The organism is Streptomyces sp. SS1-1, assembly GCF_008973465.1.
Classification (GTDB): Bacteria; Actinomycetota; Actinomycetes; order Streptomycetales; family Streptomycetaceae; genus Streptomyces.
In genome coordinates, this window is record NZ_WBXN01000004.1 from 428,102 (window position 1) to 451,137 (window position 23,036).

Genomic DNA, 23,036 nt, shown 5'->3' on the forward strand with positions numbered 1-23,036 from the left:
ACTACCCCTCGGAGACGGCCTCTAACTAAAAGGCGTAGCGCACCCGCAGCCAGGGGGCGTGCCGGTCGATGAGGGCGCGCAGCGCCGTCACGGCGTCCCCCTTGATCCCGTTGCGGTAGCGGACGTTGCGGGCGCCGTTCTGCGACCGCTTGGCCTGCTGGATCTCCGGTCGCCACAGGACGTCCTCGGCGCGGGGGTGCCAGCCGAGGTTGACCTCGTGCAGTTCCTCGTTGTGGGTCAGCATGATCACCTCGGCGGCGGCCTGCTCCTTGACCCGCGCGGGCAGCACGTCGTCCAGGTGGCGCAGCAGATCGGCCCAGGCGTCCTCCCAGCCGGGCCGTACGACGACGGGTGAGAGGTTGAAGTGCACCTCGTAGCCGGCGTCGAGGAAGTCCGCCGCGGCGGCGATACGGTCCGCGACCGGCGAGGTGCGCACGTCGAGGAGCCGGGAGTCGTCCGGCGGCATCACCGAGAAGCGGACGCGGGTCCGGCCGCGGGGGTCGAGGTCCAGCAGGTCGGGGTTGACGAACTTGGTGGCGAAGGACGCCTTGGCGGTGGGCCACTGCCGGAAGGCGTGCACCAGGTCGGCGGTGTTGTCGCAGATCAGGGCGTCCACGGAGCAGTCACCGTTTTCGCCGATGTCGTACACCCAGGCCTCGGCGTCGCACTGGTTCGGCTCGGGCTTGGGTCCCTGCCTGGTGATGTGCCGGGCCAGGTGGGCGATGATCCGGTCGATATTGGTGAAGACGGTGATGGGGTTGGCGTAGCCCTTGCGGCGGGGCACGTAGCAGTAGGCGCAGGCCATCGCGCAGCCGTTGGAGGGGCCGGGGGCGATCCAGTCCGCCGAGCGGCCGTTGGGCCGGGTGGTGAGGGTCTTCTTCTCGCCGAGCACGAGCGTCTCGCCCTTGACCCGCACCCAGCGGTCGATGTTGCCCTCGTTGCCGTGCAGGCCCGGGATGCGCCAGTGCGAGTCGACCGGGACGACCTCGGCGTCGGGGTACCGGGCGATGATCTGCCGCCCGCGCGGGGAGGCCGCGGCGGCCGGCTCGGCGTAGATCTCCCGGACGGGCAGCAGTCGGCGGGCCCCGGCGGAGGTCCGGAACGCGGAGTGCCGCTCGGCCGGGGCGGGGGCGGGCCCGAGAGCGTCCAGTCCGAACAGGGTGCCGGAGTCGTCGTCCGGGAGGCCGGAGGCGTGGTGCATGGGTGCTTCCGTTCGCTCGCCGTGGGGGGCGGCCGCCGAGGGCGCCGGGCTCGGCCCGGCAGCGGGCCGCCGATTCAACTGTACGGGCCATGTACCGGCCACGCGGGGTGGCGCACGGTCGCCGTGCGTGAGGCCGCCGTGCGTGAGGTCGCCGGGCCGGGGCATACGCGGGAAGCCACCCCCACCGGCGAATCCCTACTTCCGAGGAGGCACCACGTGCTGGGCATCATCGCGGCGGTCCTGTTCTTCATCTCCTTCCTGATCAACGCGGCGGACATCGCCACCAACGACGTCTTCACGTCGGTCAACTTCATGCTGATCGGCCTCATGCTGCTCGCCCTGCACGTGGCGGGGATAGGCAGCGGCTGGGCGGCGCGCGGCCGCCGCCGCTGACGCCGCGGCGGGGGCGCCGTCACAGGGCCTGCTCGGCCCAGATCGTCTTGCCCGGCGCGGCCGGCCTGGTCCCCCACGCCTGCGCCAGCTGGGCGACGATGAACAGGCCGCGCCCGCCCTCGTCGACGGTGCCCGCGTGGCGCAGGTGCGGGGCGGCCGTGTCGGCGTCCCGCACCTCGCAGGTGAGGGTGCGGCCGCGGATCAGCCGCAGCTCGATGGGCGGGCGTCCGTACCGCAGGGCGTTGGTGACGAGCTCGCTGGCGATGAGCTGGGTGTTGTAGGCGGTCTCCTCGTCCACGCCCCACGTCGTGAGCTGGTCGCGGGTGCGGCGCCGGAGCGCGGACACGGCCGTCGGGTCGGGGTCGAGCGGCCAGATCGCGCACTGGTCGGCCGGGAAGGCCCGGGTCCGCGCGATGATCACCGCCGCGTCCCGGACGCCCATCCCGGCCGGCAGCGCGTAGACGAGGTCGTCGCACAGCTCCTGCAGCGGGCGGTCGCCGTAGTGGGACACCGCGGCCAGCGGGCCGGGGCGCTCGGCGAGGTACGCGGTGAGCAGCGGGTCGCTGGTGAACACCAGGACGCTGCCGGCCGGTACGCCGACGTCCACGGCCGCGAACGGGGCGCCCTCGACGCTCCCGAGGCGGGGCCCGGCCGGGGTGTCGAGCAGCGAGACCGTGCCGTCCGGGCGGACGACCAGCGGCGCCAGATGGCCGGCGGCCGCCGCCGTGCAGCTTCCGGTCAGCGGGTCGTGGACCGCGTACACGCAGTCGGCGGTCAGTTCCTCCTGGCGCAGGGGGTCGCCGAGCGGCAGCCGCGCCCGTTCGGCGGCGAGCCGGGACGCGGTGTCGTGGAGCCGGGCGAGGAGTTCGTCCGGGGTCAGGTCGAACGCCGACAGCGAGCGGATGGCGGTGCGCAGCTGGCCCATGGTGGCGGCTGCCTCCAGGCCGCGCCCGGAGACCTTGCCCACGACGATGGCGGTGCGGGCGCTCGACAGGGCGGTCGTGTCGTACCAGGCGCCGGGGTCGGCTCCGGTGAGGGAGAGGTAGGCGGTCTCCAGCCATGCCTGGGCCTCGGGGCGGCGGGGCAGCAGCTGCCGCTGGACCGTGGCGGCGATCGTGTGCTCGCGCGTGTAGCGCCGCGCGTTGTCGAGGCACAGCGCGGTGTGGGTGCCCACCTCCATCGCGAGGGCCCGGTCCTCCTCGTCGAAGACGGGTGAGCGGTCGGCGCGGTAGAGGCTGACGAGACCGAGGGCCGCGTCCCGCAGGGCCAGCGGGACGACGAGCAGCGAGTGGCCCCGCGCGGAGTCCACGGCCCGTGCGAGGGCGGGGTCCGCGGCGAGCCAGGGGGCGTCCGGGCCGAGCCGGACCATGCGGGGGCTCAGATCGGCCAGGGCCTGGGTGAACGGCGTCGGGTCCGCGAGGCGGCGGACGTCGCCGACCGCGTGGATCTGCCGCACCGCGCCCTCGACCGCGCTGCGGAAGGCGGTGCGCATCACGAGGGTGCCGATGGGGGCGTTGGCGAGGGGCGGGTCATCGCCGCGGATGACGGCGTCCTCCACCTCGACGGTCACCAGGTCCGCGAAGTCCGGCACCAGGATCGAGGCGAGCTCCTCGCCGATGACGACCGGGTCCAGGTTCCGGCCGACGCGTTCCCGCACCCGGTCCAGCATGCGGGTCCTGGCGTGGGCGCGTTCCCGCTCGGTGACGTCGACGGCGATGACCCCGACCCCGAGCACCTTCCCCTCAGAACCCTGCAGACGCAGCGCGTTGATCTCGAACGTGCGCTCAAGGGGCGCCTCGTCGACCAGGGCCCGGACGACATGGCTCAGCAGGGGCGTACCGGTGTCGAGGACGTCCTTCAGCAGCGCCTCGACATCGGCGTCGACGAGACGGTAGACGTCCCTGGCGCGCTGCCCCCGGATCTCGTCGAGGCTGACGCCGCGCATCCAGGGTGCCGCGGTGTTGACGCGGACCACGCGCAGGTCGGGGTCGACGAGGTGGAGCCCGATCGGGGACTGGGTGAACAGTGCCTCCAGCATCGAGGCCGCCGCCTGGTCGACATGGCCGAGGGGATCGTTGCCCAAGGGTCCCATCCACCTCCGAGGTCCGATCGCCACGCGCGCTCGGGGGTACGCCCCGTACAACAGGGTGCGCCCTGGGCGGCCACGCCGCACCCGCAGGGGCCGCGCGCCCGGCCTCTCCCCGTGTCACGAACATGACGGGTCGTCCAGCCGGCCGGACTTTGAACTCACTGATGACAAAGTATGGACGCGCACGGAGAAAGTCCCCTACGGTAACGGCGCAACCGCAACGAGTACCACCTCTGCGCCTCTCCCGCGCGGGGGGTCACTCGACCGGAGAGCGATCCGGCGGCCTCCGGTCCGTTCTGGAGGACCGATGCATCCACGGTTGTTCCGCCGTGCCCGAAGAAGACTCACTCCCCTTCTCCTCGGCGCCCTGCTGGTCGGAGGCGTCCTGGCCGCGCCCCCGTCCGCCGCCGCCCCCGCCGACATCCCGCCACAGGAACCCGGCGTGACCCTGCGGGTGTTCGACACCCAGGTCCCGCTCAGCAAGCTGTGCACCCTCAAGCCCGGCCAGACACCGAACCACGACAAGCTGATGCCGACCGTGGACTGGTCCACGACCGGCGACTTCGGCGGCTTCGGCGGCTTCGGCGACAACTTCTCGGCGGAGGTGTCCGGTTACCTCGTGATCCCGGACGACGGCTCCTACGCCTTCCGGCTCACCAGCGACGACGGCTCACGGCTGACCATCGACGACCGGACCGTCATCGACCACGACGGTCTGCACGGAGCCGAACCGAAGGACGGATCGGTTCAGCTCACCGCCGGTTCGCACCCGTTCCGCATCGACTACTTCGAGCGGGGCGGCGACCAGCGCCTCGCACTGGCCTGGAAACCACCCTCCGCGAGCGACTTCACCATCGTGCCGACGGAGGCGCTGAGCACGGACGCCGGCGTGGTCCGGGTGACCGCTCCCGGCCGCAAGGAGTGCGAGTCCGGCGCGGACAGCCCCGGCGACGGGCTGCCCCTGACGGACGTACGGCCCGACCTCACCCTCACCGACCTGCGCCCCGACGGCTTCGAACCGCAGGTCACCGGTATGGACTGGCTGCCCGACGGACGCCTGGCCATCAGCACCTGGGGCGGCTCGGAGACCACGACCGGCGAGGTGTACCTGCTGGGCAACGTCACCGGGGAGACCAGCCGCGACAAGGTGACCGTCAAGAAGGTGGCGAGCGGTCTGCGCGAGCCCATAGGCATCAAGTACGTCGACGGCTCCCTGTACGTGTCGCAGAAACACGAGCTGACCCGGCTCGTCGACAAGAACCGTGACTCGGTGACGGACGAGTACCGCACGGTGGCGACCTGGCCGTACGGCGGGAACTTCCACGAGTTCGCGTTCGGCCTGCTGTACCGCGACGGCTACTTCTACGTGAACCTGTCCGTCGCCATCGACTACGGCGGCGCGACGACCACCCCGCAGCCGGCGCCCGGCCGGGGCACCACGTACCGGATCAACCGGAAGACCGGGAAGATCCAGCCGATCGCGGGCGGTCTGCGCACCCCCAACGGCATCGGCTGGGGGCCCGGCGGCGACATCTTCACCACCGACAACCAGGGCGGCTGGCTGCCCGCCTCCAAGCTGGTCCACATCAAGCGGGACCGCTTCTTCAACCACTACACCGAGCCGTCCGGCCCCTTCGACGACCGACCGGTCACCGAACCGGTGCTGTGGCTGCCGCAGAACGAGATCGCCAACTCCCCCAGTACACCGCTGTATCTCACCAAGGGCCGGTTCGCCGGGCAGATGCTCATCGGCGACGTCACCTACGGCGGACTCCAGCGCGCCTACCTGGAGAAGGTGAAGGGCCAGTACCAGGGCGCGGTGTTCCGCTACACCCAGGGACTCGAAGCCGGCGTCAACCGGATCACGATGGGCCCGGACGGCGCCGTCTACGCGGGCGGGCTCGGCGCCGACGGCAACTGGGGACAGGAGGGCAAGCTGAAGTTCGGGCTGCAGAAGCTCACTCCCAACGGCGGCAACACCTTCGACATCAAGGAGATGCGGGCTGTCCCCGGCGGCTTCGACCTGGAGTACACCCAGCCCCTGTCGCAGGAGACCGTGGACAAGCTCGCCTCCCGCTACCGGGCCGAACAGTGGCGGTACACGCCGACGTCGGACTACGGCGGCCCGAAGATAGCCGAGGAGCGGCTGGACGTCCGCTCGGCGACCCTCGCCAAGAACGGACGGACCGTCCGGCTACGCCTCGACGGACTGAAACCCGGCCGTGTCGTACACGTGCGCTCCCCGCGGCCGTTCGCCTCCGCGTCCGGCGAGAAGCTGTGGAGCACCGAGGCCTGGTACACGCTCAACGCCCTGCCGGGCGAACAGCCGCGGGCCGCCACGCTGTACGAGGCGGAGGAGGCACGCCTGACCGGGACGGCCGGGGTGAACCGGGACCACGGCGGCTACTCGGGCAGCGGCTTCGTCGACCGGTACGGCACCGAGGGCAAGGCGGCGACCACGTTCGACGTGACGGTGCCCAGGGCCGGCGACTACGACGTCGGCCTGCGCTACTCCAACGGCCCCAACCCCTTCCAGGGCACCAAGGCCCTCTCCCTGTACGCCAACGGCAAGAGGCTGCGCCAGACGAGGCTTCCCTCGACCGGCGACTGGGAGACCTGGTCCACCCGGACGGAACGGGTCACCCTGAAGAAGGGGCACAACACCGTCGCGTACCGCTTCGACGCCGGTGACGACGGGCACGTCAACCTGGACCTGATCACGGTCCGCCCGCACGGCGCGCGCGTCACCCTCTTCGACGGCACCGCCGCGTCGCAGAGCCAGTGGCAGCACACCGACGGACGCGTCACCGAATGGCCCCTCACCGAGGGGAAGTCGATGGAGGTGTGCTGCGGCGACCTGCGCAGCAAGGAGGCGTACCAGGACTTCGCACTGCATGTGGAGTTCCGGGTGCCGCACCTGCCCGACGACGTCACGGGCCAGGACCGGGGCAACAGCGGCGTCTACCTCCAGGACCGCTACGAGGTCCAGATCCTCGACTCGTACGGTGACACGACGCTCGACACGAACGAGGCCGGCGCGATCTACGAGAAGAAGGCGCCGGACGTCAACGCGGCCACCGCGCCGGAGACCTGGCAGTCGTACGACATCACCTTCCGCGCGGCCCGCTACGACACCGACGGCACCAAGACGGCAGACGCGCGCGTCACCGTCGTCTGGAACGGCAGGAAGGTCCACGACGACGTCGCGATCGACGGCCCGACCGGAGGCGGCCGGCCGGAGGCCGCGTCGGCGGGCGCCATCCGCCTCCAGGACCACGGCAACAAGGTGCGGTACCGCAACATCTGGGTCCAACCGCTGTAGTGAACGGGGCGCGCCCAGGATCTGCCGGGCGCGCCCTTCCCTCTACGTCCCCGGGAAGACGTCCTTGACGTACACCAGACCGTCGAGGGCGGCCAGGTGCGCCGGGTCCACCGGGGCGTAGCCGAACCAGGAGGACACGCGGGGCGACGGATCACCGAGGGTGGCGGTCAGCGCGTCGACGTCGACGAGGCAGGGCTCCTCGGTGAGCCCGTACAACAACCCCTCGACGGTCTCGGGCGGCGGGGCCTCCACGCCCCGGTGCCGCAGGGTCCCGACCGCCGTGGCCACGACGGCGTACCCGGAGCCGAGCCGGGCCTCCACGAGCGCGCCGGCGCTCCACCACTCGACGCGGCCCTGCCACATCGTCATGCTGCTCCTGGGGCGCTGGAGATGGGAGTTGTGGGCGGCGACGAGCACCGGCCCCCGTTCCGCGAGGGCCAGGAGGTTCTGCGCCATCATCAGGTCCCGCAGCGCGCACAGCCGGGTCATCCGGGCGGGTGAGTCGTCCGCCATGGCGTGGTGGTAGCGCAGCAGGCCCGTCGCGGTCCGCGCGTACAGGCGGGCGCGGTCCCAGGCGTCGGGCGTCAGGGCGGCGGCCAGGTGCGGTGCCTGCGTGTCGAGCAGGGCCACCAGTTCGTCGGTGAGCAGGCGGAGTTCGCGGGCCTCGGCGGACCGGCCCGTGGAACGGCCGGGGTCCGTCATGGCGTCGGGGTCGGTCCAGCGGCCGTCGTCGCCGAGCAGCCGGTCCAGGGTCTCGGCGGTGCACGGCAGCAGGCCCGGGTCCACATGAGCGGAGAGCAGGGCGTGCAGTTCCAGGAGGGCCCGGCGCGGGGAGGAGGCGGCGGTGATCTCCAGCGGGCCGTCGAACCCGGCGAAGCGGACGTGCTCGCCGGAGGGCCGGTGCTCGTTGTGGGCCCGCATCCACCGCACGAGGTCGCGGTTGCCGGCGTAGGCGCCCCAGCCGTGGCTGAACCCGTGCTCCATGGCCTGGTCGAGCGTGCCCTCCCCCGTGGTGACGTACGCGTCCACGGCAAGGGCCCGCAGGCAGTCGCTCTCGAGCGTGATCGTGCGGAAGCCCTCCTGTTCGACGAGCTGCCGGAAGAGGCGGTTGCGGACGGCGAGCAGGGCCTCCTCACCGTGCGTGGGCTCGCCCAGGGCGAGGATCCGGGGCCGGACGGGAAGCTGCTCCAGGAGGGCCGAGGCGTCGAGGGGGTGGGTGAGGTCCTTGAGGTCGGAAGCCATGCCTTCAACGCTATCGTTGAAGATCCGGTGGAGACTTGGGCCACTGGGAGCCCCGATATCGTTGCCGTCATGGGTCACAACCTTCAAACGGGTGGGCGTCTGCGGCCGATCGACCTGGCGCGCGGGGCCGGTCTGTCCACGCAGGCGGTCCGGAACTACGAGGAGGCCGGCATCCTGCCGCCCGCGGCCCGCACCCCGTCCGGCTACCGGGTCTACACCGAGACGCACGCGGCGGCCCTGCGCGCCTTCCTCGCCCTGCTCCCCGGCCACGGGCACGCCACGGCGACGGCGATCATGCGGGCCGTCGGGCAGGACGCGCCGGAGGAGGCGTTCCGGCTCATCGCCGGAACCCACGCCCAACTCCTCGAGGACCGGGCGACGCTGTCGGCCGTGGAGCGGGCGCTGAGTGACCTGGAGCCCGCGCCTCCGGCCGGCCCGGGAGGGGGTGGGCTCTTCGTGGGCCCGCTCGCGCGGCAGCTCGGGGTGCGGCCCGCGACGCTGCGCGCCTGGGAGCGTGCCGGGCTGGTGCGTCCGCGCCGCGACCCGGTGACCGGGTACCGGGTGTACGACGAGGCGGACGTGCGCGACGCCCGTCTGATCCGCCAACTCCGGCGCGGGGGCTATCTGCTGGAGCAGATCGCGCCGCTGATCACCCAGGTGCGGGCGGCGGGCGGGCTGGAGCCGCTGGAAGGGACCCTGCGCGACTGGCACAGCCGGCTCTCGGCGCGCGGGCGGGCCCTGCTGAGCGGGGCCGCCGCGCTGGAGGGGTACCTGCGGGCCCGTGAGGGATGCTCCGTCGGCGTGGATACGGACATCCGGGCGCCGGGGGCGTCGTTGGACCCGGCATGAGGATCATCGCCTGTGCCGCGCTCGTCGGCGCCGCCCTGTTCACCGCCGCTCTTCCCGCCTCGGCCGACGACGGCCCCGTCGACTTCGGGCTCTTCCAGGGAGTCAACGACGCCAAGGGCTCCACGACCTCCGACGCGGGGCCGACCTGGCCGCCGTCGTCCGGCGGGACCGGTGACGGCGTGCCGAGGTCGGCGCTGGGGATGCTCGTGGAGGGACTCGTTCAGGGCTGACGGCTCATTCCGGGGTGAGGGCCGCTCGCGAGCGGGCGGCCGTCGGAAAGCCGTGGACGCGGGCTCCGGCGACGGCGACGAGGGCGGGCACCAGGAGCAGGAGGACGCTCCACGGCAAGGACGCGGTGCCCAGTGTGTCGAGCAGGACCCCGCCGACGATGCCGCCCGCGGCCATGGCGACGTTCCACAGGGTGACGAGCATGGCCTGCGCCGCGTCCGCTGCCGTGCCCCCGGCGTCGGCTGCTGCGGTCTGCAGCAGGGTGGGGACGCCGCCCCAGCCGAGGCCCCACAGCAGCGCCGCCCCGTACACGAGGGCTTCGCTGTGGGCCAGGGTGCCGAGGACGGCGGCCGCCGCGCCGACCAGGAGGACGCTGCCGAGCGTGAGGGCGCGCAGCCGCCGGTCGATGTGGGCGCCGGTGAACCAGACGCTCACCAGCGAGGCGATCCCGAACGTCAGCAGCACCAGGTCGGTCGACCCGCCCACGCCGGCATGGCTGAGGAACGTGGCGATGTAGGCGTAGAGGACGGTGTGGGCCAGGACGAAGACGAGGGTGACGGTCAGGACGGGCGCCACACCCGGGACAGCGAGCGTCCGCAGCATCCGGGGCCGCTCCCGCGCGGGCTGTCCCGGGTGGTCCGGGACGATGGCCGTGATCCAGGCGAGGAGGACAAGGGTCAGCGCGGTCATGCTCAGGAAGGCCGCCCGCCAGCCGAGCGCCTGTCCGGTGAACGTGCCCGCGGGCACGCCCACGGAGAGCGCGACCGGCACACCCGCCATCGCCACGGCGACCGCCTTGCCCTGAAGCCGTGCCGGAACCATGCGGCGGGCGTATCCGGCCAGCAGGGCCCAGGCGAGTCCCGCCGCGACACCGGCGACGAACCGGGCGACGAGGGTCAGCGGGTAGTGCGAGGACACGGCGGTGACGGTGTTGGCGGCGGCGAACCCGGCCATGGCGGTGAGCAGCAGCCGTTTGCGCCGCCAGCCGGAGGTGGCGGCGGTCAGCGGAATGGCGGTGAGGGCGGTGCCGGCGGCGTAGACGGTCACGGTCTGACCGGCCGCCGGCTCGCCGACATGGAGACCGGCGCTCATCTCGGGGAGGAGTCCGGCGGGCAGTGTCTCCGTCAGGCTGGTGATGAAGACGGCGGTGCTCAGGGCCAGCAGCGCCGCCATCGGCAGCTCGGCGTCGCCGGACGGTTCGCGTGGGCCAACGGCTCGGTGGATGCTCTCGGTCGACATGACACGTATGCTCGAACCTTCACATCGGTGTGAAGGTCAAGCCCGATCTGACACGGCGTGAGGTGGAGCGGATGCGCATCGGCGAACTGTCCGAACGGACCGGCGTCTCCCGCCGGCTCCTGCGCTACTACGAGGAGCAGTCCCTCATCGTCTCGGAGCGCTGCGCCAACGGCTACCGCCGCTACGACGAGCGGTTCGTCGACCGCGTCCTGCAGATCCGCGGGCTCCTCGACGCGGGGCTGCCGACCCGCATCATCAAGCAGATCCTGCCCTGTCTCGACAAGCCGCGCCACATCGTCTTCTCGGACGCCACACCGGAGATGCTGGCGACCCTGGAGGCGGAACTCGACCGCATGAACCAGCGCATCGCCTGCCTCACCCAGAACCGGGACGCCATCGCCTCCTACCTGGACGAGGTCCGGGTGCGGGCGCGGGGGGACGCGGCCTGAGAGGTCCACGTCGTTCGAGCGCCGGTCCCCGTCGGCGGCACGGACCATGCTCGACGCCATGAACCGACGTGAGGGAAACGTGGCCCTGGTGACGGGCGGCAGCCGGGGTATCGGTGCCGCCGTGGCGATCCGTCTCGCCGAAGAGGGCGCCGATGTCGTCCTGACCTATGAGCGTGACGAGCGAGCCGCCGAGGAGGTGGTGGAGCGGGTCAAGGGGGCGGGGCGCCGGGGGCTCGCCGTGCGGGCCGACAGTGCGCGCACGGCCGAGGTCACCGCCGCCGTGGACGAGGCCGTGGAGGTGTTCGGCCGGCTCGACGTCCTGGTCAACAACGCCGGTGTCTTCCTCGTCGGCCCGCTCGAGGAGCTGGGACCGGACGAGGTCGAGCGCACCCTGGCGGTGAACGTCCGGGCGCCGTTCGTGGCATGTCGGGCGGCCGCGCGCCACATGGGGGCGGGCGGCCGCATCATCAGCATCGGCAGCAATGTCGCCGAGCGCGCGGTCTTCCCGGGGATGGCGCTGTACGCGATGAGCAAGTCGGCCCTCGTGGGGATGACGAAGGGGCTGGCGCGGGAGTTGGGCCCGCGCGGGATCACCGTCAATCTGGTGGTCCCGGGTCCCACCGACACCGCCGCCAACCCGGCCGACGGCCCGAACGCCGAGGTGATCGCCGGGTTCACCGCGGTGGGCCGTTATGCGCGGGCGTCCGAGATCGCGGCCACCGTCGCCCATGTGGCCGGTGCGGACGGCGCGTACATCACCGGGGCGTCCCTGCCCGTCGACGGCGGGTTCACCGTCTGACCCGGCGCAGGAAGGTTCACCGCTCCGCCAACGCCGGTGTCAGCCCCGCCCACGGGTTCGGCAGATCCCCCGTCACCGGGCCGCAGACGCCGGCGCCCCGCTCCTCCGCCGTGCGCAGGGCGAGGGGGACGAGGGGGTGGGGGACGCCGTAGACCAGGTGGCACAAGCGGTCGGCGGGGACGCGTTCCGTCCAGGCGGGGCGGGTGAAGTCCGCGACGTACCGGGACCAGGGGCCCTCGAAGGTGACCGTGAGGTCGGCGAGGCGGGCGTAGCCGGGGGCCGGGTGGACGCCCGGGTTGAGGACGACCGTCGAGGCGCCGAGGCGGCGGACCGTGCGGATCAGACGGCGGCACTCCGGCAGGGCCTCGGTGGCCGCCGGGGTCTGGTCGAGGAAGCAACCGTCGACGCCGTACCACTCCTGGTGGCGGCGCAGGTCGGCGGTGATCTCGGCGGGTTCGCGGGCCCCGTAGTCGGTGTCCAGGTAGCCGAGGAGGCGGGCGCCCGCCGCGCGCAGCGCCTCGGCCGCCTTGGCGAACGCCGGGTCGGGGGCGGTGCTGATGTCCGAGCACTGCCAGGACACCTGCGCCGAGCGGGCGGAGCCGCCCGTCCCGGCCTCGGCGATCCGGCCCCGGAACCCGGCCGCGTCGGCGAGGGCGCGGACGAGGTCGCGGGACGGCCGGGCGTCGCCGCCGCCGATGTTCAGCACGGGTGGCAGCGGTCCGGCGGCGGTGGCGGCGAGCGCGGCCGCCCGTGCCACGTCGCGGACGTCGACGAAGTCGCGGTGGGCGGACAGGTCGCCGAGCCGCAGTGCGGCCTCCGGGTCGTCGCCCGCCTCCGCGAGGAGGGCCGCGACCCGGCCGGGCAGCCCGGTGGGCGGGGCTCCCGCGCCCACCGGGTTGCCGACCCGCAGGACCACCGCGTCCAGGCCGGACGCGGTCACCGCGACCGTGCCCGCCAGCTTGGTCGCGCCGTACGGGCCGGCGGGCCGGGTGGCCGCCGACTCCGTGACGCGCACGCCGGGTCCGGTGGGGCCGTACTCGGCGGCAGAGCCCAGATGGACCAGGCGTGCCCCGGTGCCGCCTCCCGCAGCGCCGCGCACAGCACGGCCGGGCCGCGGGCGTTCACCTCGGCGAGGGTGACGGCGTCGCCGCCGGTCGCGCCCGCGCAGTTGACGACGGCGTCGGGCGCCACCTCGGCCAGCGCCGCCGCCAGGTCCCGTGGGCGGGCGGTGGCGAGGTCGACGGTGACGTCGGCGGCGAGGGAGCGTCCGGCGACGAGGACCCGGGCGCCGGGCAGGGTGCGCAGTTCCCCGGCGACATGGGTGCCGAGGTAGCCGGTGACGCCGAGTACGAGGACGTGCATGGTGGTTCAGGCCCCCTTGAGCAGGAGCGACTTGCGGCTGGTGAACTCCGCGTTGGCGCGGTCGTAGTCGTCGGGGCGGCCGATGTCGAGCCAGTAGCCGTCGAACTCGTAGGCGTGCGGCGGGCGTCCGGCGGCGAGCAGGTCGGTGACGAGTTCGTCGAAGCCGAGGGGCAGTCCGGGGGTGTACCCGTCGAGGGTGGCCCGGGAGACACCGTAGACGCCCATGGACACCCGGTAGTCGATGCTGGGCTTCTCGGTGAAGGCGACCACCCGGCTGGCGTCGGTCGTCAGCACCCCGAAGTCGATGTGCACCTTGCGCGCGTACGTGGCGATCGTCAGCGGGGTGCCGGACGCCTCGTGGGAGCGCAGGACGTCGGCGTAGTCGAGGTCGGTGAGGACGTCGCCGTTCATGACGAGGAAGTGCTCGGGGAGGCGGTCGCGCAGGGCGAGCAGCGGGCCCATGGTGCCGAGCGGGTTCTCCTCGGTGGCGTAGTCGACGTTCATGCCCCACTGGGAGCCGTCGCCGACGTAGGCGCGGATGATCTCGCCGAGGTGGCCGATGGCGAGGGTGCACCGGGTGAAGCCGGACGTGGACAGCTGGCGCAGCACGATCTCCAGGATGGCGTGCTGGTCGCCGATGGGGACGAGCGGCTTGGGCAGCGCCGTGGTGTACGGCCGCAGCCGGACGCCCTTGCCACCGGCGAGGATCACTGCGTGCATGGCATACCTCCTGCGGTACGAGCCGGGCGGGTCAGATGTTGTAGATGCCGGTCTTGTAGCGGGCCAGGTGGGCGGGGTCGGTGAACCACCGGGCGGTGTGCGCCAGTCCCTCCTCGAGGGTGTTCTGCGGCGACCAGCCGGTGGCCTCGGTGAGCCGGCTCGCGTCGGCCACGAGCCGCATCACCTCGGAGTTGGCGGGCCGCAGCCGCGCGGGGTCCTCCTGGACGTCGAGGGGGGCGTCCATGACCTTGCCGATCAGGGCGACCAGGTCGCCGACGGAGATCTCGCCGCCGGTCCCGGCGTTGAAGGTGCGGCCGACGACCTGCTCGGCCGGAGCGGTGCCGACGGCGAGGAAGGCCCGCGCGGTGTCCTCGACGAAGGTGAAGTCGCGGGTCGGCCGCAGGTCGCCGAGGGTGATCGTGCGTTCCCCGGCGGCCACCTGCCCGATGACGGTGGGGATCACGGCACGCATGGACTGGCGGGGGCCGAAGGTGTTGAACGGGCGCAGTGTGACCACCGGGGTGCCGAAGCTGGCGTGGTAGCTGTCGGCGAGCCGGTCGCCGCCCGCCTTCGAAGCGGCGTACGGGGACTGGGTGTTGATGGGGTGGTCCTCGGTGATCGGCACGGTCTGCGCGGTGCCGTACGTCTCGCTGGTCGAGGTGTGGACGAGGCGCGGGGTGCCTAGGGCGCGGGCGGCCTCCAGCACGTTGAGGGTGCCGGTGACGTTGGTGTCCACGTAGCTGTGCGGGGCCTGGTAGGAGTACGGGATCGCGATGAGCGCGGCGAGGTGGTAGGCGCAGTCGGCGCCGTCGAGCAGGCCGCGCACCGAGCCGGGGTCGCGGACGTCACCGAGGACGATCTCGACCTGGTCCAGCACGTCGGCGGGCAGGGTCTCCAGCCAGCCGTAGGAGGAGAACGAGTTGTACTGGGCCATGGCGCGCACGCGGTGGCCGGAGGCGACGAGTGCCTCGGTGAGGTGCGAGCCGATGAAGCCTTCGGCTCCGGTGACGGCGGCGAGCGGTGCGGAGGTCAACTGTCGGTCCCTTCGTAGTGGTGGTCGGACGCGGGCCCGGTGCGGTCGGGACGCGGGCTCCGGCGGTCCGATGGGGTGGTGCGGAGGGTCAGGCGTGTGGGGAGGGCCGGCCGAGCAGGCGCAGCGCGCAGACCGCGAGACAGAGCGCGGCCGCGGCACACACCACGGGCAGGACGACCGGCGCGGGCGGCAGGTCCAGGGCGGTCACCGCGCCGGCTGCCGCGGCGGCGGTGAGGCAGATCAGGGCGGGCGGCCAGGCCGTGCCGAACGCCTGCAGCAGCAGCGCGGTCCACAGGGTGGCCGCGAGCAGCAGGGGGGTGGCCGGGTCCGTGCCGGTGAGCAGGGCGGCGGGCAGCAGCAGGAGCAGGTAGGCGGCCAGGCAGCCGGTGAGGACACCGGCCGAGCGCAGCAGGAACCCGCCCGGGGTGGCGCTGGTGCGCAGCGCGGCCACGGACCAGCCGCGGTAGCGGTACAGCAGCCATTCGGCGGGCCCCATGCTGAGGGTCAACGCGATGACGGCGTACGGCTGCTGACGGCCGATCAGGACGACGAGCACGGCGGCGGCGAGCCCGAACAGGCCGTACGGCAGGGAGATGTGTACGGGCGTGCGGGGCGCGTGCGGGGCGGCTGGGCCGGTGCGGCCCCGCCACAGGACGTGCCCGGCGGCGGCCAGGGTGGCGAGCAGCGCGAGCAGCGGCAGCCCGGCCCGGGCGAGGGGTCCGGGTTCCCACCACGGCAGGACGGCGGCGCCCGCGATGAGTGGGCTGAGCGCGGCGAGCAGCAGCTTCTCCCGGGCGAGCACGAGGAGGACGCCCGCGGCGGCCAGGTACAGCGACTGGCCGGCGGCGACCGCGAGGGCCAGGGCGTCGGGGCCGGGGACCAGCGCGAGGGCGGTCGCCGTGGCCGCGCCGAGCAGGGAGCCGGTGAACAGGGTGCCGGACGCCTCCCGGCGTCCCGTGACGAGCCGCAGGTGGGCGCGGTGGCCGAGGGCCTGCCCCCACGCCCAGGAGGCGATGCCCGCGACGATCAGCACGGGCGCGTACCGGGTGAGCGGCCACAGCGGGGCGGTCAGCAGATGAGCGAGGGCGGGCAGCGCGAACAGGACGCCGCGCAGCAGGCAGCGCAGGGTGTCGGGGCGCCAGGGGTCGGGTGCGGGCGGCGGTTCGGGGAACGTCCGGGGCACCCGCTCGTACAGGGCGGTCGCCAGGGAGAACAGGTTGGGGTGTCCGTACCGCTCCTTGATGACGGACGCGGACAGGCCCTCGGCCTCGAGCAGGGCGGCGACCTCGTAGGGGTGGACGGCGGGCCCTATGGCGTCGGCGAGTTCGGCGGCCAGGGTGCTGACCGCCTCCTCGTCGGGGCCCTGTCCGGGCAGCCGGATGGCGAGGGTCTCGTCGTCGAGGGCCCAGCGGGGGCGGCGGCGCGGCGGGCGGGGCGAGGCGAGGCGCAGGGCGAGCGTGTCGTGCCCGTCGCCGGGTTCGAGGGACAGGGGGCCGCTCATCCGGTGAGGCTTCCGGTTCCGGTGACCGCCGGGGCGGGCAGGACGACGCGGGCGGGCGTCGGAGCCGTCCCGGCAGCCAGTTCGTGGTAGATGCCGCGGAAGGTGTCGATGGTCTGCCGCAGGGTGAACTGCTCGATGACCCGCAGCCGGGCCGCCTCCCCCATCGCGCGGCGGCGGTCGGGGGCGCCGAGGAGTTCGAGCGCGGCGGCGGCCATGGCGGCCGGGTCGCGTGGCGGTACGACGAGTCCGGTGTCGCCGACGGCCTCGCGGACGCCGCCGACGTCGGTGGACACGGTGGCCCGGCCGCACGACATGGCCTCGATCAGGGTGAACGGGAAGCCTTCGCTGATGCTGGACAGCATGACGACGGAGCCGGCGGCGTAGGCGTCCTTGATGTCGTCGACGCGGCCTTCGAAGGTGACCGCGTCGGCGTGCCCGAGTTCGGCGGCGAGCGCTTCGCAGCGTTCGCGGTACGCCTCGCCGCCGCGCGGGGTGCCGCCGAACAACCGCAGCCGGGCGTCGGGGCGTTGGGTGCGGACGAGGGCAAAGGCGCGGATCAGGGTCTCCAGGTCCTTGATCGGGTCGACGCGTCCGGCCCAGCTGAGGGTGGGGGTCTCGGGTTCGGGGCCGGCCGGCGGGAAGGCGGCCGGGTCGACGCCGTTGTAGACGGTGCGGATCGCGGTGGGGTCGGCGCCGCCCTGTTCCTCCCAGAGCCGGTTGTAGCGGTTGCCCGGGGTGATCAGGGCCGCCTGACGGTAGCTCTCCTGCGCGAGCAGCCGGAAGAAGCCGAGGACGACGGCCTTGACGGGCCAGCGGTAGGCCGCCGTGCGGTAGCCCAGGTAGCGTTCGCGCAGGTAGACGCCGTGCTCGGTGAGCAGCAGCGGGACACCGTACCGTTCGCGGGCGGCGAGGCCCGGCAGGACGGCGACGCCGCCGCTGACGGCGTGTGCGACGCCGTCCCGCGGGGGTGGCGCGGCGAGCGGGCGCAGTGCGTGTTCCAGCAGGGCGGTGGCGGTGAGCGCGTCGTGCAGCGTCGGCCGTGCCTCGCGTACGGCGAGGCCGGGGCGGGTCCATACGGCGGTGAGGATGCGCAGGGCGGTGTCGCCCCGCAGGAACGGGCTGAGTTCGGCGGCGGCGGCCGCGTGGGCCAGTCCGTGCAGGGCGGGTGCGAAGCCGTCCTCGGTGCCGGGGTCGACGAGCGAGGTCAGGAACTGTTCGTATGCGGTGGCGAGTTGGCGGCGGGAGCGGCCGCGCGGGGGCCGGCCGTCGGGGGTGGCGCCCCACATGGGCACGGACAGGACGTCGCGGACATGGCCGGGGAGGTCCCAGACGAGGGGCTCCCGTCCGGTGCCGGTGACGGCGATGACGTCGAACTCGATGTCGGGCATGCCGGTGACGAGCTGGTCGCACCAGACGCTGACGCCGCCGTGGCTGTGCGGGTAGGTGCCTTCGGTGAGCAGGGTGACGCGCGCGGCGGCGGCCCGCCGCGCGGCGTGGTGAACGTGCATGGATGTGCTCCACGGCCGAGGTGTGGTGAGGGGTGCCGGTCCCGGCGGGTGGCCGGGACCTCGCTGCGGGTGTCGGTCAGCTCCCCGTGGGCGGGATGTGCTCGGCCACGCCCGCGGGGACGCGGGCGTCCGGGGCCGGGGCGGTGGCGGGTGCGGAGCCGTCCGTGCCGCCGGGTGCGGCGGGTGCCGTGGAGGCGGGCAGGGTGAGGGTGAGCGGCCCGGTCGCCGGGGCCGTCCAGCCGGAGCGGTGTCCGGCGTACGTCTGGCCGAAGGCGGTGCCGGAGCGGGTGGTGCCGTCGGGCATGGTGGCGGGGATGTCGACGCCGGCGGGGCCGTCGACGGTGACGGTGTCGCCGATCCGGTAGGCGGTGACCTGTCCTTCGTCCACGGCGGTCCGCCAGGCGGCGCGGCGGCCCATCTCCTCGCCGATGGCCTTCATCCGCAGGTTGACCAGCGGGGTGTCGGCCGTGAACAGGGCCTCGTAGCCGTCGAGGACGCCGTCGAGGACCGGGTAGGCGATGCGCTCCTCGGCCAGGTTGGACTGGTGGATGAAGTGCGGCTTGGGGTCGTTGGCGAGGACGTGGCCGAGGGCGATCTGCCGTTCCAGGGGCACGATGTGCTCGGTGTACCCGGTCTCCGGGTCGAGCGGTGCGGGCAGGCAGGTGGTGGTGGCGGGGTTGTCCTCGCAGATGCCGCTGCCGCCCTGGGCGCGGCTGGTGTAGATCCAGTTGTACTCGTCGACCTGTTCGGCGGCGCGGCCCGCGTTGTAGAAGACGTTCATCGGGTAGCGCGGGACCGTGGTGGCGGGGCCGACCTGGCGCTGGCCGGGTTCGCGGGAGTTGTCGGAGGCGAGCCAGGTGACGCCGGTGTCGGCGAGGGCGAGCGCCAGGTTGGGGTTGTCGGCGGGCTGCTGGGGCAGCACCTGGAGTCCGGAGTGCTCGCCGGTCACCAACTCGTCGTCGTCCAGCGGGAGTCCGGCGGTCTGCCCCCAGGCGCGGTTGTGGGCGATCTCGTCGGCGATGTCGTTCCGGCTGACCCACTTGGTGCTGCCGTCGGCGTTCGTGGCGCAGCGCCAGGGCACCACGGAGGTGTCCTGTTCGCAGCCGAGGAAGGCGTGCGTGTAGGTGTGGTTGATCCAGCGGAACGCGTCGCGCCGCTGTACGAGGCGGTCGGCGAGCGGGTCGGCGCCGCCGTTGTCCTCGCGGTGGTCGACGCTGCCGGCGGCGTTGTAGGCGAGGTCGAGTGTGAAGCCGTGTTCCTGCTGCCAGGTGACGGCGTGGTCGACGTCTGCAGGCGTCATCCGGATCGGGTCCGGTGTGGCGTCCGGGTCGGTGCAGTCGACGTCGCCGGGCGTGCAGTTGAGGGTGGAGTTCCAGCGGTCGTCGCCGGCGAGGACGTCGTCGACGTGGACGGCGAAGTAGTTGCGGGAGGCGCCGAGGTGCACACCGCCGGTCATCCAGGCGACGATGCCGCGGGCGAGCAGCCGGAACTGCTGCTGGTATCGGTTGTAGACGAACGTGACGACGAGTTCGCGCCGCCCGTCGTGCCGGTACTCCCCCACGAGGGAGCCCTGCCGGTCGGAGCCGGGGATGGGTGCCTGCACGTACGGCGTGAAGTCGGCTCCCTCGGCCGGGCTGGACAGGAAGGCGTAGCTCTCGCCGACGTCGGGCGCGTTGTCCTCGAAGGGCACCGGTCCGTCGAGGTAGCCGAACGGCCCGGACCGCCCGGCGTCCGTCACCTCGGCCCGTACCCCGTCGACGCTGCCGGAGTAGCCGCCGTTCACGGGGTACTGCAGTCCGTTCTCGGGCCGGGCGTAGGTGTAGGCGTCGACCTGCGGGACGGCGTACTCCTGCTCGTAGGCCGCGAGGGCGGCCATCTCCGCCGAGCCGGCCGGGAACGGGTTGTCGTTGGGCAGGACGACCGCCTGGAACTTGGCGCGCGGCCGGCCGTCCACGGTGTCCGCGAGATAGCCGGCGTCGATCACGGGGCGGTCGGACCGGTTCAGGTCGATCTCCGTGTACGGCGTTCCGGCGGTCCGCAGTTCGGCGGCGATGGCGTCGGTGGCCGGGCCTCCGTCGCTGACGACGAGCACCCGCAGGTCGATGCGGGGCTCCGGCTCCGCCGCGTGGGCGGCCGGTACGCCGAGGGCGGCTATCAGCGCGCCCGTCGTCAGCACAGTGGTGCTCAAGGTCCGCTTCATGCGGTGCTGTCCCCTCCCCGTGCAGGGGTGAGCATGGCTCCGCAGAGCGACGCACCCCCGCGCGCGACGCCGGCTTCCCCCTCAGAGACCGGTCGTCGACGCATCCGTCGCGTCAAATAGTGAGGTATCTGTGGAGCTTTCGTGCTCTTGCTGCGGAACCTGACGGAAAAACGCAGGTTCGCCGGGCACCGCCGAAGGGGCCGGTCCGTGTGCTCGGGCGTTCGCGGCGGGCGTCCGCCGAGGTGGGCGCGATCTCTCCGCCGCAGGTCAGCGAGGCGGAGACAGGCCCGTGGGGCGGGTGGGGCGAGCCGGTGCGACTGCCACTGGTCTGAACCGGTCCGGCGCGAGGACACGCGCCGGTTTCTGGTCATCTTTGATGACCGGTCATACCGCCTCAGATGCCCGGAACACGACGTTCCGGGATCAGGGGCGTGTCCACGACGTGTCAGACGCGGGTGGCGGCCTCGCTGTCGGGGTGGATGGTGAGGACCTGGTCCAGCCCGACGATGCTCAGGACGCGCAGCGTGTTGGGTGGTACGGCCGCCAGTACCAGCTGCCCTCCGGCGGACTGCGCGTGGTGGTGCGCGGCGATCAGGGCGGTGATGCCGCTGGAGTCGCAGAAGTCCAGGGCGCCCAGGTCGACGACGAGGCGCTGGCCTGGGCGGACGGTGACCGTCGGGAGGAGGTCGCGGAACTGCCCGGCGTTCAGGTAGTCCAGGTCTCCTGCGACCTCCAGGACCGGTCCGGTCGCGGCGTCTCGGGTCGTGATCTTCAGTGCGTTCATCATGTGCCGCTCATCGGGTTTCGCTCGTCGGGTCGTCGGAGGAGGGGACGCCGATCGCGAGAAGGGCGGTGTCGTCGTCGAGGCCGTCCCCGAAGCCCGCCAGCAGGCCGCCGAGGGCCTCGATGACGGCGTGCGGGGGTCTGCCGGCCTGGGTCGCGGCGAAGGCCAGCAGGGCCTCGTCGCCGTAGAGGCTGGTGCGGTCCGTGCCGGTGCGGGCCTCGGTGAGCCCGTCGGTGTAGAGCAGCAGGGTGTCGCCGGGGCCGAGGGTGGTGCTCGCGGCGGTGAAGGGCGCGCTGGGCAGGACGCCGATCAGCAGTCCGCCCGGCGTAGGCAGGTACGTGGCGGTGCCGTCGGCGCGCAGCACCACCGCGGGCGGGTGGCCGCCGGAGGCGAGGTGGACGGTGAGGCGCCCGGCGGCCGGGTCGGGGTCGATGGTGCCGAAGACGGCCGTGCAGTAGCGCGGGTCGCCGCTCGCGGAGTAGCGCTCGTGCAGCACCTGGTTGAGGGTCGTCAGGGCCGAGACCGGGTCCGGGTCGTGCAGGGCGGCGGCGCGCAGGGTGTAGCGGGTCAGCGAGGTGAGGGCCGCGGCCTGGGGGCCCTTGCCGCACACGTCGCCGAGGAAGAACCCGAAGCGTTTGCCGTCCAGCGGGAAGACGTCGTAGAAGTCGCCGCCCAGCCGGTCGGGGGAGGCCGTGTGGTAGTGGGCGGCCGCCTCCGCCCCGGGCAGCTCGGGCAGGATGTCGGGGAGCAGGGACTGCTGGAGCACGGCGAAGGTGTCCTGGAGGCGGGCCCGGTCGGCCTCGGCCTGGCGGCGTGCCTCCTCGGCGAGCCGCTGCCGGCGCAGCAGCTCCTCCTCGTAGGCGCGCCGGTCCCGGGCGTCGAAGACGGTGGTGCGGATCAGCAGGGGCTCACCGGTGGTGCCGTGCTTGACGACGGAGGACACCAGGACGGGCATCCGGCCGCCGCCGGCCTGCTTGATCTCCAGGGCGATGCCGTTGATGTGGCCCTGCATGCGCAGCAGTGGCGCGAAGTGCGTCTCGTGGTAGAGCTTGCCGCCGACCGTCAGCAGGTCGGTGAAGCGCAGCCGGCCGACCACGTCCTGCCGGGCCAGGCCGAGCCAGCCCAGCAGCGTGCTGTTGATCTTGGCGATCGTCCCGTCCATGAGGGTGGACAGGTAGCCGCACGGTGCGCTCTCGTACAAGTCCTCGGCACTGTCCTCCAGCAGGGCGGCGAAGGCGGCCTGGGCCGTCTTGTCGTCGTCGGCGTCGTGCGGGTCGGAGTGCTGCCCGGCCCGCGCCATCATCCTAGTCCGGCGAGGAACGCGACGATGGCCTCGTTGGTGGCCTCCGGCGCGGACAGGTGGGGGCAGTGCCCGGTGGCGTCCAGCGTCACCAGCGTGGAGCCGGGGATCTCACGGTGCACGTACGCGCCCACCTCCCGGGGGGCGATCACGTCCTGGGTGCAGTCCAGCACGAGGGTGGGCACCCGCACCCGCTTCAGGTCGTCGCGCGAGTCGGACAGGAACGTGGTCCGGGCGAAGATCCGGGCCATGTCGGGGTCGGTGGCGCAGAAGCTGTTGCGCAGCTCCTCGCCGAGCTCGGGGCGGTCGGCGTTGCCCATGATCACCGGGGCCATGGCCGCCGACCAGCCGAGGTAGTTGGACTCCAGGGAGCCCAGCAGCTCGTCGATGTCGTCCTCGCTGAAGCCGCCGCGGTAGCCGTCCTCGTCGATGTAGCGCGGGGAGGGCGCGACCATCACCAGGGCGCCGATGCGCTCCGGGGCGCTGTCGGCGGCGAGGACGCCGATCATCGCGCTGACGGAGTGTCCGACGAACACCGCGTCGCGCAGGTCGAGCGCCTCGCACACCTCGACGACGTCCTGGGCGTAGCCGTCCAGGGACCCGTAGCGGTCCTCGGAGAACGCGGACGCGTCGGAGCGTCCCGCGCCCACGTAGTCGAAGAGCACCACGCGGTGGTCGTCCGCGAGCGCGGGCACGGTCAGCCGCCACATGTTCTGGTCGCATCCGAACCCATGGGCCAGCACCACCGTGCGCCCCTGCGGGTTGCCGGTGACGGTGACGTTGTTCCTGCGGACCACATCCATACCGGCCAGTGTCG

At 73.1% G+C, this 23,036-nt stretch carries 18 protein-coding genes and 1 pseudogene; 6 read left to right on the plus strand and 13 right to left on the minus strand.

Features of this window, described 5'->3' with window-relative positions; genetic code table 11:
• Window positions 1-25: 25 nt before the first annotated feature.
• Window positions 26-1,201 carry a spore photoproduct lyase family protein gene (locus tag F8R89_RS02965; RefSeq protein WP_151782463.1) on the minus strand — a complete coding sequence of 392 codons (1,176 nt, stop codon included), beginning with the start codon at window positions 1,199-1,201 and terminating at the stop codon, window positions 26-28.
• Window positions 1,202-1,417: 216 nt separating this feature from the next.
• Between F8R89_RS02965 and F8R89_RS02970 the strand changes: the two genes are divergently transcribed.
• Complete coding sequence (locus tag F8R89_RS02970) at window positions 1,418-1,594, plus strand: hypothetical protein (RefSeq protein ID WP_151782464.1); 177 nt, start codon at window positions 1,418-1,420, stop codon at window positions 1,592-1,594.
• A 19-nt stretch (window positions 1,595-1,613) separates the two neighbouring features.
• Here the strand turns inward: F8R89_RS02970 and F8R89_RS02975 are convergent, their stop codons facing one another.
• Window positions 1,614-3,686: a SpoIIE family protein phosphatase gene (locus tag F8R89_RS02975; protein ID WP_151782465.1), complete on the minus strand. Its 2,073-nt coding sequence runs from the start codon at window positions 3,684-3,686 to the stop codon at window positions 1,614-1,616.
• Between the two features lie 304 nt (window positions 3,687-3,990).
• Here F8R89_RS02975 and F8R89_RS02980 point away from each other — a divergent pair, with 304 nt between their 5' ends.
• Window positions 3,991-7,005, plus strand: a complete 3,015-nt coding sequence (locus F8R89_RS02980) for a family 16 glycoside hydrolase (protein WP_151782466.1) — start codon at window positions 3,991-3,993, stop codon at window positions 7,003-7,005.
• A gap of 42 nt (window positions 7,006-7,047) precedes the next feature.
• Here the strand turns inward: F8R89_RS02980 and F8R89_RS02985 are convergent, their stop codons facing one another.
• Window positions 7,048-8,247: an erythromycin esterase family protein gene (locus tag F8R89_RS02985; protein ID WP_151782467.1), complete on the minus strand. Its 1,200-nt coding sequence runs from the start codon at window positions 8,245-8,247 to the stop codon at window positions 7,048-7,050.
• Between the two features lie 69 nt (window positions 8,248-8,316).
• Here F8R89_RS02985 and F8R89_RS02990 point away from each other — a divergent pair, with 69 nt between their 5' ends.
• Together F8R89_RS02990 and F8R89_RS02995 are read left to right on the plus strand one after the other, a co-directional pair.
• Window positions 8,317-9,096: a TioE family transcriptional regulator gene (locus F8R89_RS02990; protein ID WP_151782468.1), complete on the plus strand. Its 780-nt coding sequence runs from the start codon at window positions 8,317-8,319 to the stop codon at window positions 9,094-9,096.
• Complete coding sequence (locus tag F8R89_RS02995) at window positions 9,093-9,326, plus strand: hypothetical protein (protein ID WP_151782469.1); 234 nt, start codon at window positions 9,093-9,095, stop codon at window positions 9,324-9,326. The genes F8R89_RS02990 and F8R89_RS02995 overlap by 4 nt, the downstream gene beginning before the upstream one ends.
• Window positions 9,327-9,330: 4 nt before the next feature.
• Here the strand turns inward: F8R89_RS02995 and F8R89_RS03000 are convergent, their stop codons facing one another.
• Window positions 9,331-10,563, minus strand: a complete 1,233-nt coding sequence (locus F8R89_RS03000) for an MFS transporter (RefSeq protein ID WP_151782470.1) — start codon at window positions 10,561-10,563, stop codon at window positions 9,331-9,333.
• A gap of 71 nt (window positions 10,564-10,634) precedes the next feature.
• Between F8R89_RS03000 and F8R89_RS03005 the strand changes: the two genes are divergently transcribed.
• Both F8R89_RS03005 and F8R89_RS03010 read left to right on the plus strand, forming a co-directional pair.
• Window positions 10,635-11,012: a MerR family transcriptional regulator gene (locus F8R89_RS03005; protein ID WP_151782471.1), complete on the plus strand. Its 378-nt coding sequence runs from the start codon at window positions 10,635-10,637 to the stop codon at window positions 11,010-11,012.
• A 58-nt stretch (window positions 11,013-11,070) separates the two neighbouring features.
• Entirely contained in the window at window positions 11,071-11,811 is a 741-nt protein-coding gene (locus tag F8R89_RS03010; protein WP_225994317.1) for an SDR family NAD(P)-dependent oxidoreductase, read from the plus strand.
• Window positions 11,812-11,827: 16 nt separating this feature from the next.
• Here F8R89_RS03010 and F8R89_RS36560 read toward each other — a convergent pair.
• The 9 genes and pseudogenes from F8R89_RS36560 to F8R89_RS03060 all read right to left on the minus strand — a co-directional run bounded on the left by F8R89_RS36560 (window position 11,828) and on the right by F8R89_RS03060 (window position 23,022).
• Window positions 11,828-13,173 (minus strand): annotated as a pseudogene (locus F8R89_RS36560) (NAD-dependent epimerase/dehydratase family protein).
• Window positions 13,174-13,179: 6 nt separating this feature from the next.
• Window positions 13,180-13,893: a nucleotidyltransferase family protein gene (locus F8R89_RS03025; RefSeq protein WP_151782474.1), complete on the minus strand. Its 714-nt coding sequence runs from the start codon at window positions 13,891-13,893 to the stop codon at window positions 13,180-13,182.
• A gap of 31 nt (window positions 13,894-13,924) precedes the next feature.
• A complete protein-coding gene (locus F8R89_RS03030) occupies window positions 13,925-14,926 on the minus strand; it encodes a GDP-mannose 4,6-dehydratase (protein WP_151782475.1) in 1,002 nt (333 codons plus the stop codon).
• 88 nt (window positions 14,927-15,014) lie between these two features.
• On the minus strand, window positions 15,015-16,427 hold the full coding sequence (locus F8R89_RS03035; protein ID WP_151782476.1) for a hypothetical protein: 1,413 nt from the start codon (window positions 16,425-16,427) through the stop codon (window positions 15,015-15,017).
• Entirely contained in the window at window positions 16,424-17,935 is a 1,512-nt protein-coding gene (gene pelF, locus F8R89_RS03040; protein WP_151782477.1) for a GT4 family glycosyltransferase PelF, read from the minus strand. Before pelF ends, F8R89_RS03035 begins: the two co-directional genes overlap by 4 nt.
• Window positions 17,936-18,011: 76 nt before the next feature.
• The gene (locus F8R89_RS03045; protein ID WP_151782478.1) at window positions 18,012-20,135 is read right to left on the minus strand and encodes a hypothetical protein; all 2,124 of its coding nucleotides are present in this window, start codon (window positions 20,133-20,135) and stop codon (window positions 18,012-18,014) included.
• A gap of 445 nt (window positions 20,136-20,580) precedes the next feature.
• Entirely contained in the window at window positions 20,581-20,919 is a 339-nt protein-coding gene (locus F8R89_RS03050; protein ID WP_151787976.1) for an STAS domain-containing protein, read from the minus strand.
• A 10-nt stretch (window positions 20,920-20,929) separates the two neighbouring features.
• Window positions 20,930-22,219: a PP2C family protein-serine/threonine phosphatase gene (locus tag F8R89_RS03055; protein WP_151782479.1), complete on the minus strand. Its 1,290-nt coding sequence runs from the start codon at window positions 22,217-22,219 to the stop codon at window positions 20,930-20,932.
• Window positions 22,219-23,022: an alpha/beta fold hydrolase gene (locus F8R89_RS03060; RefSeq protein WP_151782480.1), complete on the minus strand. Its 804-nt coding sequence runs from the start codon at window positions 23,020-23,022 to the stop codon at window positions 22,219-22,221. Before F8R89_RS03060 ends, F8R89_RS03055 begins: the two co-directional genes overlap by 1 nt.
• Window positions 23,023-23,036 lie beyond the last annotated feature (14 nt).

Coding starts and splice junctions, on each gene's coding strand:
- F8R89_RS03045 (WP_151782478.1), bottom strand. CDS start 20,135: ATGAAGCGGACCTTGAGCACCACTGTGCTGACGACGGGCGCGCTGATA.
- F8R89_RS02965 (WP_151782463.1), bottom strand. CDS start 1,201: ATGCACCACGCCTCCGGCCTCCCGGACGACGACTCCGGCACCCTGTTC.
- F8R89_RS03025 (WP_151782474.1), bottom strand. CDS start 13,893: ATGCACGCAGTGATCCTCGCCGGTGGCAAGGGCGTCCGGCTGCGGCCG.
- F8R89_RS02980 (WP_151782466.1), top strand. CDS start 3,991: ATGCATCCACGGTTGTTCCGCCGTGCCCGAAGAAGACTCACTCCCCTT.
- F8R89_RS03035 (WP_151782476.1), bottom strand. CDS start 16,427: ATGAGCGGCCCCCTGTCCCTCGAACCCGGCGACGGGCACGACACGCTC.
- F8R89_RS02990 (WP_151782468.1), top strand. CDS start 8,317: ATGGGTCACAACCTTCAAACGGGTGGGCGTCTGCGGCCGATCGACCTG.
- F8R89_RS02995 (WP_151782469.1), top strand. CDS start 9,093: ATGAGGATCATCGCCTGTGCCGCGCTCGTCGGCGCCGCCCTGTTCACC.
- F8R89_RS03055 (WP_151782479.1), bottom strand. CDS start 22,219: ATGGCGCGGGCCGGGCAGCACTCCGACCCGCACGACGCCGACGACGAC.
- F8R89_RS03060 (WP_151782480.1), bottom strand. CDS start 23,022: ATGGATGTGGTCCGCAGGAACAACGTCACCGTCACCGGCAACCCGCAG.
- F8R89_RS03000 (WP_151782470.1), bottom strand. CDS start 10,563: ATGTCGACCGAGAGCATCCACCGAGCCGTTGGCCCACGCGAACCGTCC.
- F8R89_RS03005 (WP_151782471.1), top strand. CDS start 10,635: ATGCGCATCGGCGAACTGTCCGAACGGACCGGCGTCTCCCGCCGGCTC.
- F8R89_RS02985 (WP_151782467.1), bottom strand. CDS start 8,247: ATGGCTTCCGACCTCAAGGACCTCACCCACCCCCTCGACGCCTCGGCC.
- F8R89_RS02975 (WP_151782465.1), bottom strand. CDS start 3,686: ATGGGACCCTTGGGCAACGATCCCCTCGGCCATGTCGACCAGGCGGCG.
- F8R89_RS03010 (WP_225994317.1), top strand. CDS start 11,071: ATGAACCGACGTGAGGGAAACGTGGCCCTGGTGACGGGCGGCAGCCGG.
- F8R89_RS03050 (WP_151787976.1), bottom strand. CDS start 20,919: ATGAACGCACTGAAGATCACGACCCGAGACGCCGCGACCGGACCGGTC.
- pelF (WP_151782477.1), bottom strand. CDS start 17,935: ATGCACGTTCACCACGCCGCGCGGCGGGCCGCCGCCGCGCGCGTCACC.